The organism is Chryseobacterium sp. 2P, from assembly GCF_059579425.1.
Genome location: NZ_CM184194.1, coordinates 1751386 through 1763380, shown reverse-complemented (window position 1 = coordinate 1763380; position 11995 = coordinate 1751386). Strand labels below are relative to the sequence as shown.

Below are 11995 nucleotides of genomic sequence, written 5' to 3'. Positions count from 1 at the left end.
GCCATTCCCATACATCCTAAAAATCGAAAGATAAAAAGTAATGACAGACTCTAAGCAAAATAATTTAAAACGAAGCAAAGAAATTACTGCCGAATATTTCGCTTTTCTGGACCAGCATATCGAAGAGGTGATAAGCGGAAATATCAGCGATTTCCTGAAACTCAACCAAATTGCCAAAATACTGCATGTTTCTCACTCGCATCTTTCTGACACTCTGCAACGGGAAACCGGACATCATCCCTGTTATTTTTACGATCTTAAAATTGCAGATAAAGCCAAATTTCTTTTGACAGATACCGAGTTATCGATTGCTGAAATTGCAAAGAAACTAACCTACGATCCATCGAACTTCGGTAAGTTCTTTAAAAAATGGACAGGTGAAACTCCGGGAAATTTCAGAAAAGAGAATAAACTTCCGAAAAGTTCACCATATTTTTAAAATTTATCTTCTCGAAATTTGTAAAAAATTAAAAATTTACAAATTATGTCAAGAAACGATTTAAAAGGAAAAGTAGCAATTGTAGGAGGCGGTGCCAAAAATTTAGGAAGATTAATTTCTTTGGATTTTGCAGATAAAGGAGCTAAAGTGGTGGTTCATTTCAATAGTGACAGTACCAGAGCAGATGCGGAGAAAACAGTAGCAGATATTACTGCAGCAGGCGGTGAAGCATTTATGTTTCAGGGAGATTTAACAGTTGTGGAGAACAACACCAGACTGTTTGATGCAGCTATTGAAAAATACGGAAAAGCAGATATTGCAGTAAACACGACAGGGATGGTTATTAAAAAACCGATTGTACAGGTTACCGAGGAAGATTATGATAAAATTTTTGCTGTAAATGCTAAAGCGGCATTCTTTTTTATGCAGGAAGCCGGAAAAAAACTATCCGATAACGGTAAAATCTGTACCATTGTAAGTTCACTTCTGGCAGCTTATACAAGCGATTACGCCATCTATCCGGGAAGCAAAGCCCCCATAGAACACTATACCCGTGCTGCTTCAAAAGAATTTGGCTCAAGAGGAATTTCTGTTACTGCCGTAGGTCCGGGTCCGATGGAAACGCCGTTTTTCTATGGTCAGGAAACTGCAGATTCGGCGGCTTACAATAAATCTGCAGCGGCGTTAAGCAGTTTTAGCAAAACAGGATTAACCGATCCTGAAGATATTGTTCCTTTGGTTACTTTTCTGGTAACAGACGGATGGTGGATTACGGGACAAACTATTTTTGCCAACGGAGGATACACCACAAGATAAAATTAAGTAAATTCGTAAAATTAAAATGGATGATTGATTTCGATGATCCATTTTTTTTAATTAAAAAAACACATTATGATTTTAAAACTAATAAACTCAGTCCTTATTCTCATTGCTATATGTATGGGAGTGAAGCAAAGGTACGCCATGTTTTCCGGTAAGCCGGAAATGCTGGAAATGTTCGGCAAATGGAATTTCTCTAAAACTGCGGTGATGATAAACGGTGGTACTACAATACTGGCAGCCGTTCTTATTCTTTTTCCAAAAACCTTTGTCTGGGGAAATTTTCTAATGGCAGCCGGAATTTTAATGATTATCTGTCTGCAATTAGTAAGCAAAGATCTGAAAGGGGCATCCATAGAACTCCCTTTTCTGTTGCTGAATTTAGTGATTCTTTATTTCCAGCATCCCCTTAACAAAGCGTAAAAGACCATCTTTAAATTCTCATGCATTCCCCTTTCAGTAACCGGTTTTACTGCTTGCGGACAATCTGCTACACAAAAAAACAGCCATTCAGACAACTCAAAAAATACGATAATGGATACCCAAAAACTTACCAACGAAACGGTAAAAAATGCTTTTGAAGCATGGAAAAATGGCGACAGTAAAACATTTTTATCATTTTTTGCAACAGATGTACAACTTTTCGACGATGGCAATCCGAGAGACTTTCAAAAGTTTGTAAAAGATGCCTGCGGACACGAAAAATTTACAAGTATTGAAAAAGTGGAAAACGAAGGAAGAGACATTACAGGAAATTTTCATAGCGAACGCTGGGGCAATTTTAAAACCTATTTTAAATTTCACATCAATGCCGGAGGAAAAATAAATCGTCTGGATATCGGACAAGCCAATTAATTGAAAATGATTAAAAACATAAAGCCCTTTTTACAAAAGAAAAAATATGAATTATTGCTTTTTGCATTAATTCAACATCTTTTCATAGCCATTTTTTTAAGCGATCTGGCTTTTTACACAAAAGTAATCTGGCCTGTAAACATGCTGATTCTGGGTATGGCAAGTGTTGGCGTTTTTATAGAAAAAGGACGCTGGAAAAATATTTTACAAAAAATACTTTTCTTTCTTGTTGTAGCATTGCCGATAGGTTTAACCTTTTTGGGAAACAATCATTACTATTTTATTTTTTTAAATATCGGTTATGTTGTTTTCTTTATGTTTATTTTTTTGGAGGTGCTTAAATATTTAGTCAAACCCAGTTATATCAATACAGATATTATTTCGGCTTCGGGCTGCGGTTACTTTTTACTGATAGAAATCAGCACTTTTTTGTTCCAATTCTTCATTTATCAAGATCCTTCACCCTTTAAAGGAATTGATTTTTCAAGTCCGGCAAAAACGTATATTGATCTGGTTTACTTCAGTTCCATTACCCTTACTAGTATTGGCTTTGGCGATATAACTCCAAACGCCTACAATACAAAACTGATCACTTCTTTTTTTGGTATTGCAGGACAGTTTTACTCAGTGGTTTTGGTCGGTATTCTTATCAGCAAATTTTCCAGTAATTATAAATCATAAAGAGTTAGTGAAAGAAGCAGAATTTTTAACAGCCATCAATTTATCAGCCTCAATAAAGACATCATTGAAATCTTTAAATTGATAAAAAGCATCATCAAAACAACTAAAGTGAACATTAATAATTAACAATTAATCATTTATACTTAAAAAAATGCACAGTGGTAAATCATACAAATTGTCAGAATTTCTCATTTGGACGAGAAGAAATATTTACATAACATTAATTATCAGCATTATACCTGTTGTTTTATTTCAGATAGCAGGTTTGAAATGGCTGGTAATTCCATGGACTGTAGTAGCTCTTTTGGGAACTGCAACAGCTTTTATTGTCGGTTTTAAAAATACACAGACCTATAACCGAACCTGGGAAGCCAGACAAATCTGGGGAGGAATTATCAACAGCAGCCGTGCTTTTGGGACGATGAGCAGAGATTTTTTAAACAATCCCGACAAAACAAAAGAGTTGGTCTACCGTCATTTTGCATGGCTTACAGCTTTGCGTTACGCAATGAGAGATAGTAGGGAATGGGAAACCGTCAGTAAAGCACATAACGAAGAATACAAAGAGTTTTACAGCATCCCCGAGAAAGAAACAGCTTTGGAAACAGAATTGTTAAAATATATTTCGGAAGATGAATTAAAATATATTTTAAGCACAAAAAATAAAGCAACACAGCTTATGAGCCTGCAGTCCAAAACATTGAAAGAGCTCTTTCTCAATAAGGAAATTGACAGCTACCAATTTGTAGAAATGCAAAAAATGATAGCGGATTTTTACAACCAGCAAGGCAGAAGCGAACGAATAAAAAACTTCCCGTATCCAAGGCAGTTTGCAACCATCAATTCATTTTTCATCAAGTTATTCTGCGTTCTTCTGCCCTTCGGTATGCTTAAAGAATTTGATAAGCTGAATGAAAGTATGGAAGGTATTATGAAAGGAAATATGGTCTGGCTGGTTATTCCGTTCAGCGCTTTAATTTCCTGGGTATATACTTCATTGGAGCAGGTGGGCGAAAGTACAGAAAATCCATTTGAAGGAAGCGCAAATGATGTTCCGATCTCGCAAATGAGCAGAACAATAGAGATTGATATGAGAGAAATGCTGGGGGAGACAGATTTGCCGCCTGCCTTACAGCCAAAAAATAATATTATACTTTAAAAACAATTAAAATGAAGAAAAGAGAAAAATTAAACATCATTCACAAATGGTATCCCAAAGCAATGACTACCATCGACAACGTCAACAAAATCATTGATTTTGTTGAATACGATCTGGATTTAGAACCAAGACAGGTAATGCTTGCCGACAGCATTTGCAGTGATGATGTAAACAGCATCCAATATCCCGCAAGAACGCAGGAATTTTTAGGCCCTTTTAAAATGGGTGGTTTAGACGGATTTCCGTTTACAGGACTTACAGGGATGGGCGCTTTTGCAAGTCATGTTCCGGATGATGGAGCTGTTTTTATCTATTATGGTCCGCACATTGGCATCACCAAAGACGGAACAATTGGGGAAATCCACCGTTTGGGGCAAAGCAAAAACAGCGGCTGTTGCGGGGCTGCAAAGGGAGCATTAGGAAAGCTTATTAATGACCAGATTATCGCAGGCAACATCACCGAGCTGGATTATCAGATGAATACAATTGAACAAATTCTTTTCAATAAAAAAGAAAGGGTTCTCCAAGCTGAAACGCCTTTGTTTGAAGCAACGGAAGTAATTTACGAAGCCATTGACCAACGCATTAATGAATTGGTAGACAAAACAAATTATAGCTGTAAATACGTGATTCTTGTTGGAGCAATCCTGATTAACAGCGACAGTGATATGGGTTCTTTTACAGAGGTCAGACGTTTTGATGTAATAGACCTGAGTACAAAAACAAGACAAAGCAAAATTGATTATCTGACGTCATGAAAACAGAAAGATTTACAGTAAAACAGAAACTTCCGGTCAAAATCTGAACATCTTTTTCAATTGAAATACAATAGAACTGAAAAGACAACAGTATTCAAGAAGGTATTTTACCCGAAGCGGGGCTGAAGCTTTACTTCAGCCCCGCTTCTATTGCCACTTTAGAATTCTTAAACTATTTGTAATCCTTAGAATTCCTTACCGCTTTTCTCACTTCCGGCCATTGGGTAACCTGCCCTTTATCATCCAAAGGCATTGCTCTTTTTTCCCGGTTCGAAAATTCGGGATCTTCTGAAGCCATGTACGCTAAAGTTGCCGTTAGAATCACATTGCTTTTCACCTCATCAAAAATAATTTTGTCGTAGGTATCTTTTGTTGTATGCCACGTGTAGCCAAAATAACCCCAGTTTAAAGAACCCAGTCCGAACGACGGAACTCCCGCTGCCACGAAAGAAGCATGATCGGAACCTCCTCCACCCGGAGTTCCCGGAAAATCCGTTTTAATCTGGCTTTTAATATTTTTAGGAACCGCGTTTAGCCATTTTCCAAGATAATTGTAAGCATGTACAAAACCCTGTCCGCCGATGTTTACTACTCTACCCGTCCCGTTGTCCTGATTGAAAACCGCCTGAACTCCCTTTACAATCTCCGGATGATCCGCTACAAAACTTCTCGATCCGTTCAGTCCCTGCTCTTCACTTCCCCAAAGTCCTACAATAATCGTCCTTTTGTTATCAGGATAATATTTCTTAAGAATTCTCATCGCTTCCAACATGGTTAAAACTCCCGTTCCGTTGTCTGTAGCGCCTTGCGCGCCGTCCCACGAATCCAGATGCGCAGAAAGAATAACGTATTCATCAGGTTTTTCTTTTCCTTTAATCATTCCGATGGTGTTGAACGATTTGGCTTCAGGAAGGATTTTTGATTTCACCTCGATCCTGATCTTGGGTTTTGCGCCGTTTTCCGCCATTCTGTACAACATTCCATAATCTTCAAGCTCAATATCGAACATGGGAATGTTCTTCGTTTTTGCCTCAAAAATTCTGTTGGCTCCCATAATTCCTGTCCAGTTGGAAATCGCAATTCCTGCCGCTCCTGCTTTTTCCAGAGCTTCGGGAAGCGTTTCATTGTTATAGCCGATGCTTTTTATATAATTCTGATACTCTTTTGAAGCCTGCTCTTTTTCTTTTTTGAGTTTCTCATACAGTTCAGGTGTAGCAAATTCTTTGATCTGATCGTCTGAACGACCGATTTTCTGGTATTGTGCCATCAAAACAACTTTTCCCTTCACGGAAGACATCCACTCATCAAATTCAGCTTTGGAAGAGACTTTTGGGAGAATAACAACTTCTGCTTCCACCGCTTTTTTCGTTGCCGGACTCCATGCTAACTGGGTTGCCGATAAACTTTTCATGCGCGGAAACGTCATGTCCACATGAGTAATTCCTCTTTGCCATCCTTTCCATGTTCCGAATTGCTGCAGATTGGCTTCGATATCCCATGATTTCAGTTTATTTGCTGTCCATTCATTGGCGGCAAGCATTTCCGGAGTTCCGATCAGTCGAGGACCGATTCCGTCCAAAAGTTCATACGCCATCGTTTCAAGCTGGGAATTATTGTTTACCTCGTTCACGAAATTCTGAACTACGGGATTAAGTTTTTCCTGAGAAACGGCATTCTGAGCCAGAGAAAATTGCGTCATCGCCATCATAACAGGCAATGCAAGAAATCTGTTTATCTTCATATTAATCATTGTAGCCCTAAAGATAAAGAGATTCGCGGAAATGGGAAAACGCGGAAAGGATTTGCTGATGGTGAATGGCAGCTATTAATGGTAGCTGCGAATGGTGAATGGTGAAAAAGTCAAGGGTGAATGAGATTCGCTTTTGATTTACAGTTCACAATCCACAAGTTAAGACTACATAAGAGTGATGATTTAAAAAACTAAATTTCTTTGTAAAAATTCAAATAAAAAAACCGACTGAAAAGCCGGTTTTGGGAACAACTATTTTTTTGATTCTTCAACAGAAACTTTTCTGAATTCCTTGAAAAGCTTGCTTAGTTCCAAAGCTGCTTTACGAGCTCTTGTTCCAGCTGCTTTGTTTCCTTTTTCTGCTTGTTGGTTTGCTTCAGTTGTGAAAGCTTCAAATTCTGCGTTGATTTTTTCAATTAGTTCTTTCATTATTTTTAAAATTTAGGCTGCAAATATAGCTTTTATGGTGATTCCAGCCTAATAGTGAAGAAAAAATTTCCAAGAATTCACAAATAATTTCAATTTTCCGGCAAAATGCTTCAGATTGCCGTAAAACAAGCCGATCCGGAGGAATCGAAAAACAATTCTGCTGCATTTAAAAATTCCTACTGAATGTCGCCTGAATATTCTTCATCTGTCACCGCTTTCAGCCACGTAACCTGCTCATCACCTTCATAATTGGTGATCGCAATATGCGTCATGGAAGTTTTGGAAGACGCTCCGTGCCAGTGTTCTGTATTTTCAGGAATATTAATTACGTCTCCTTTCTTAATAACCTGAGCGGGTTTTCCTTTTTCCTGATAAAGACCTTCTCCGTCAATAACCAGTAAAACCTGTCCTTTAGGATGCGTATGCCAGTTTGTTCTGGCTTCAGGCTCGAAAGCAACACTTCCTGCCGAAAAATTATTGTTTTTATCTTTTGAAACCAAGGGAGTAAGAAATGCTTTTCCGGTAAACCATTCTGCCGGAAGCGGCTCTCCTTTTTTAAATAGATCTGCTGTAGTCATTGTTTCTTTTTTATGATATTGACATCCTGACAATATAAGAGCCAGAATGATAAATACTGCTTTTTTCATGGTAGTTAAAACTTAAACGGAATCAATCGTTTTAATAATTTTTGCCGGAATTCCTCCTACAATTGTATTTTCCGGAACATCTTTGGAAACGACTGCTCCTGCTGCAACTACGGAATTTTCTCCAACGGTAACGCCGGGCAGAATCGTTACGTTAGCTCCGATCCACGCATTCTTTTTAATAACGATAGATTTCCCAGTAAGACCTTTTCTGTGTTGAGGTTCTAAAGGATGATTTTCCGTGATCAGACTGACTTTCGGGCCGATCAGAACATCATCTTCTATTGTGATTCCTCCCAAAGACAGAAAAGTACAATCGAAATTGATGAACACATTTTTACCGATGGTAATCCCTTTTCCATAATTGATGTAAACCGGCGTGAAAACCGTTACATTTTCAAGTTTCTGTTCTGTAATCTCACTTAACAATTCTGAAATCTTATCCGGATCGGAAGAATTATTCAACTGATTGAGCTTATTTTTGATTTCATAAAATGCTTCTCTCAAATGATGGATTTCAGGATCATCCGGCAAAACCGTCCCGCCATTCTGTAATCTGCTGAAGATACTTTCTTTACTATTCAAATCTGATATTTTTAGGGGTAAACATAAGATCCGCCTTTTCATCGGCGGATCGTTCAATTATTTCAAATATGTTCTGAAAAAACTTTCGAGTTTATCAAAAGGGATAATGTCCGTTTTATCGTACAGATCAACATGAACTGCATTAGGAATAATCATTAATTCCTTAGGTTCTGCAGCCATTTTATAAACATCTTCAGAAAAATATCTGGAGTGGGCATTTTCTCCGGCAATCAAAAGAAGCGGTCTTGGAGAAATTTCCTTCACATAGGCTAAAATCGGGATATTCATCAGAGAAAAACCATTTGTTTTCGTCCATGCCTGATTTGAATTTACAGAGCGTTCGTGAAATCCTCTCGGCGTTTTATAATAATCAAAATAATCTTTTACAAACTGTGGTTCATCACCTTTCAGAACATTTGGGTTAGGGCTGTTTCCATATTCAGGACTGCCTTTTTCAGCATCTTTCCATCGCTGCAGGCTCATTTCTTTTAAAATTTTATCCCGCTCTTCCTGAGTCATTTTATCGTAATATCCTTTTGAAGAAACGCGGGGCATATCATACATACTTGTTGTGGCAACCGCTTTTACCCTTTTGTCTATGGCAGTTGCATTCAGTACAAATCCTCCGAAACCGCAGATTCCGATGATCCCGATTTTATCCCGGTCAACATTCTTCTGTAAACCCAGAAAATCTACTGCCGCGCTGAAATCTTCCGTATTGATGTCCGAAGAAGCAATGTTTCTCGGTTCTCCTCCGCTTTCGCCGGTATAAGAAGGATCAAATGCAATTACCGCAAACCCTTTTTCTGCCATCTGATTCGCGTATAAGCCCGAAGACTGTTCTTTCACTGCTCCGAAAGGTCCGCTGATCGCCAAAGCAGGAAGCTTTTCATTTTCTTTATTTTTAGGAAGATAATAATCTCCTGAAAGTACAATTCCGTAACGGTTTTTAAAGCTGACTTTCTTTCTTACCACTTTATCGCTCAGGGTGAACGTGTAATGTTCTTTTTGTTCCGTTGCATTCATTTTTTTCTGATTGGTTTGATTCTTTTGTGCAAAGGTCTGCCCGATGAGCATACAGGACAAAACCACCGCAGTTGTTACTATTTTCATATCCGCATTTTAAATTAAAAATTGATGGTACAAAATTAGAAACCGCAGCAGTGCAGCAGGTAATGATAATCAAACCAAAAATTAAGAAAATCAAACTTCAGCAGATCTGAAAGCTTTCGGATTGGTTCCGGTCTGTTTTTTAAAAAAATTGTTGAAATAAGTAGGATAATCAAACCTCAATGCAAAGGCAATTTCAGAAATATTCCAGTCGGTGTGCTGCAAAAGAGCTTTCGCTTCGGTAAGAATTCTTTCGGTGATATGCGATGTGGTGGATTTCCCGGTGATTTCCTTTACAGAACGGTTAAGATAGTTAACGTGAACATTAAGGCTTTTCGCAAATTCCTGAGCAGATTTCAACTGCAGCGGATGATCTGTTGTTTCAATCGGGAATTGTCTTTCCAGCAATTCTAAAAAGACGGAAGTTAATCTGAATGCCGCATTTTGATTATGATCTATATTTTCAGCAGGCTCAAGCTTTAAAGATTCATGGATAATAAGACTGATGTAATTTCGGATCAGCTCATCTTTATAAAGGTAATCGCTTTCCTGCTCGGCAATCATTTTTTGAAACAGGGTGTTGAGAAAATCTCTCTGTTCTTCGGTGATTTTCAGAACAGGAGTTCCTCCGATCTTAAAAAATGAAGACTGTTGAAGACTTTCTGAACGTTCGGAATTTTTAAAAAACTCTTCAGAAAAAAGAATGGTATAGCCTGCATAAGTTGAAGAAATAGTTTCCCAGGAATACGGAATATGCGGGTTTCCGAAAAACAGTATGGTTCCTTCCTGCTCAAAGGTTTTATCTGAATAATGAATTTTGCTTTTACCGGTAGTAAGACAAATTTTGTAGAATTCTTTACGGCTGTAAGTACGGGTTTCATTGGTATCCTGCTCTATCTGAAAAGCACGGAATCCTTTTAATTTCAGTTCACTGTTAAAATCCGAAACGGTTCTTTTTACTTTGTCTTTCATGCTTCAAAGTTAAGAAATTCAAACAAATGAAAAATATGTATTTACAATTTATCGTTGAATTTTTAAAGTACGGAATATTCTGTTCACCCTGCACAATTAAGTAAAACTACTGAGTTTTTTGTTTCTTAAACTCATTAATTTTGGATGCATAAAACTGACGATTCCGAAAAGATTCAGACCTCTATTTTGAAGTTTGAATAATTTTCAGAATCAGAAATACTAACCATTATAAAAACGAAATTACCATGCTGAAAAGACAAAAAGAAAGTATTGAGCAGGAAAGCCTGTTTCTAAGAACTACAGCAGACAGTTCTCAGGGATTTCTGGAGAATCTTATGAAAGGCTATTCTAAACTTACGATTGATGATCCGCTGATTCCTTTCAGAGAAAAAGACCTGAACCAGATTGCAGATAATGTGGATTACGGAATTTTAAAAGCACTGGAAGGAACCTGGGTGAGCTACAACGCCGATTACAATAAAAATATCGACAGAATAATGAACGGAAGCGGCGTTCATACCACGATTATGCCTTCGCCGGGAACCAATTCGGGAACAATTCCGGGAAAATTCAGCTTCGAATGTGAAGAATACATTGAAAAACTGGTTTTTTCTCTTGTTCCGGGAGGTGTGCGTAACCGGGGCGGTGCAAATGAGCTGTTCTGCGGTGCTGTAAAGTATGAGCAGAGCATTAAAAGTGTGAATACCCAAAAAGATAATCCGGATTTGCTGTACACGCCTATTCATGAAGAAAACGGGATGTATCTCTGGCTGAGTGATGTCTACAATCACGCAGCCACAAAAGAATCTATAGAAAGAGACCGCGGAATTCATGCTTTTGATGAGGAAGATTACAAAAACTACGGGTACAAAGGCGAATACAGAAACGAACCTTTGGTGCAGGTAAAAGATGAAAACGGAAATCCTCAGTATATTCTGATGAGCGAACTGAAGGAAGATCAGGAATATTATGAGATCATTCCGGCAAAAGAACTGAAACCGGGAGCCGGTAATCGCGGACCGTATTTTATTCCCGATTATTCTATTTCGCGAAGCGGAGTGATTCCTCACGGAAGCACGATTACTTTACTGGGCGATATCGTGCCTTCCCAATCCAATTATCTTATACAGGGAGCTCCGCAGTTTCCGGAAGGCGATAAGGCATGGAATTATGATTTCCTTTCTGTTTCGCCAACGATGGGAGGAGCAGGAGCGAGTGAAACCCATCCTATCAATCTGGATGAGCCCGCTCCGGCGTGGGTTCACGAAACGCTGAATGACCAAAATGATCCGGGAGAAAATAAAATTTACACGCAGAGAATTCTTGCACACGATCTTTATCCTTATTCCGTAAGACCGGATCTGAGACTGAGAGATACACTCAGCGGACAGGAAGTTAAGAATTATGTTTTTCTTCAGATGTCTTCCAAAAATAAGACCGGCGCACAAGGCGGGATCTTAAATGTTCCTTTCGTAAACCGTTTTGTTCCAACCGTAGAGGTAAATTTCAGAATGTGGATTGAAACCGTGGTAGAAAACGGAAGAGAGATTCTTCAGCTTCAGTATGAGCAGATTATTCTTTTTGAATTCCATTTCGGAGATGACGGCGGAACGACAAGCTGGCCGCATATTCAGGTGAACACGCTGCGAAAACTGGAGGATATTCCTGAAGATCAGAGAAAAATTATAGAAGAGCAGTTTTTTGAAGGAACAAAAGCTTCGCAAAATATATCCTTAAATGCTCCGGCTGTGACATCAGGCTGTCCGTATCATAAAGGGTAAGTAAATATTTATA

General features: G+C 38.4%; 14 protein-coding genes. 8 read left to right on the top strand and 6 right to left on the bottom strand.

Going from position 1 to position 11995, the window contains the following annotated elements; genetic code table 11:
* Positions 1-40: 40 nt before the first annotated feature.
* From AC52CF_RS08115 to AC52CF_RS08085, 7 genes are all read left to right on the top strand, one after another.
* Positions 41-439, top strand: coding sequence for a helix-turn-helix domain-containing protein (locus AC52CF_RS08115; RefSeq protein WP_214590047.1), 399 nt, complete (start codon positions 41-43; stop codon positions 437-439).
* 45 nt (positions 440-484) lie between these two features.
* Positions 485-1255, top strand: coding sequence for an SDR family oxidoreductase (locus AC52CF_RS08110; RefSeq protein WP_214590048.1), 771 nt, complete (start codon positions 485-487; stop codon positions 1253-1255).
* A 75-nt stretch (positions 1256-1330) separates the two neighbouring features.
* Positions 1331-1681: a hypothetical protein gene (locus AC52CF_RS08105; protein ID WP_375181173.1), complete on the top strand. Its 351-nt coding sequence runs from the start codon at positions 1331-1333 to the stop codon at positions 1679-1681.
* A gap of 111 nt (positions 1682-1792) precedes the next feature.
* Positions 1793-2113: a nuclear transport factor 2-like protein gene (locus AC52CF_RS08100; RefSeq protein WP_214590050.1), complete on the top strand. Its 321-nt coding sequence runs from the start codon at positions 1793-1795 to the stop codon at positions 2111-2113.
* Between the two features lie 6 nt (positions 2114-2119).
* Positions 2120-2794, top strand: coding sequence for an ion channel (locus AC52CF_RS08095; protein WP_250902157.1), 675 nt, complete (start codon positions 2120-2122; stop codon positions 2792-2794).
* Between the two features lie 151 nt (positions 2795-2945).
* Positions 2946-3953 carry a bestrophin family protein gene (locus tag AC52CF_RS08090; RefSeq protein ID WP_214590051.1) on the top strand — a complete coding sequence of 336 codons (1008 nt, stop codon included), beginning with the start codon at positions 2946-2948 and terminating at the stop codon, positions 3951-3953.
* 11 nt (positions 3954-3964) lie between these two features.
* A complete protein-coding gene (locus AC52CF_RS08085) occupies positions 3965-4711 on the top strand; it encodes an LCIB family protein (RefSeq protein ID WP_214590052.1) in 747 nt (248 codons plus the stop codon).
* 172 nt (positions 4712-4883) lie between these two features.
* Here AC52CF_RS08085 and AC52CF_RS08080 read toward each other — a convergent pair whose 3' ends face one another.
* From AC52CF_RS08080 to AC52CF_RS08055, 6 genes are all read right to left on the bottom strand, one after another.
* Positions 4884-6452 carry a M20/M25/M40 family metallo-hydrolase gene (locus tag AC52CF_RS08080; protein WP_214590053.1) on the bottom strand — a complete coding sequence of 523 codons (1569 nt, stop codon included), beginning with the start codon at positions 6450-6452 and terminating at the stop codon, positions 4884-4886.
* A 261-nt stretch (positions 6453-6713) separates the two neighbouring features.
* The gene (locus AC52CF_RS08075) at positions 6714-6890 is read right to left on the bottom strand and encodes a BF3379 family histone-like protein (RefSeq protein ID WP_076394683.1); all 177 of its coding nucleotides are present in this window, start codon (positions 6888-6890) and stop codon (positions 6714-6716) included.
* Positions 6891-7066: 176 nt separating this feature from the next.
* Entirely contained in the window at positions 7067-7537 is a 471-nt protein-coding gene (locus AC52CF_RS08070) for a (R)-mandelonitrile lyase (RefSeq protein ID WP_250902158.1), read from the bottom strand.
* Between the two features lie 12 nt (positions 7538-7549).
* Positions 7550-8119 (bottom strand): sugar O-acetyltransferase, encoded by a 570-nt coding sequence (locus tag AC52CF_RS08065; protein WP_375181172.1) that lies wholly within the window; start codon positions 8117-8119, stop codon positions 7550-7552.
* A gap of 57 nt (positions 8120-8176) precedes the next feature.
* Positions 8177-9232, bottom strand: a complete 1056-nt coding sequence (locus AC52CF_RS08060) for an alpha/beta hydrolase (protein ID WP_214590055.1) — start codon at positions 9230-9232, stop codon at positions 8177-8179.
* A 90-nt stretch (positions 9233-9322) separates the two neighbouring features.
* Positions 9323-10201 carry a helix-turn-helix domain-containing protein gene (locus tag AC52CF_RS08055; RefSeq protein WP_214590056.1) on the bottom strand — a complete coding sequence of 293 codons (879 nt, stop codon included), beginning with the start codon at positions 10199-10201 and terminating at the stop codon, positions 9323-9325.
* A 245-nt stretch (positions 10202-10446) separates the two neighbouring features.
* Between AC52CF_RS08055 and AC52CF_RS08050 the strand changes: the two genes are divergently transcribed.
* On the top strand, positions 10447-11982 hold the full coding sequence (locus tag AC52CF_RS08050) for a peroxidase, FMP-type (protein ID WP_214590057.1): 1536 nt from the start codon (positions 10447-10449) through the stop codon (positions 11980-11982).
* The last annotated feature ends 13 nt before the right edge of the window (positions 11983-11995 follow it).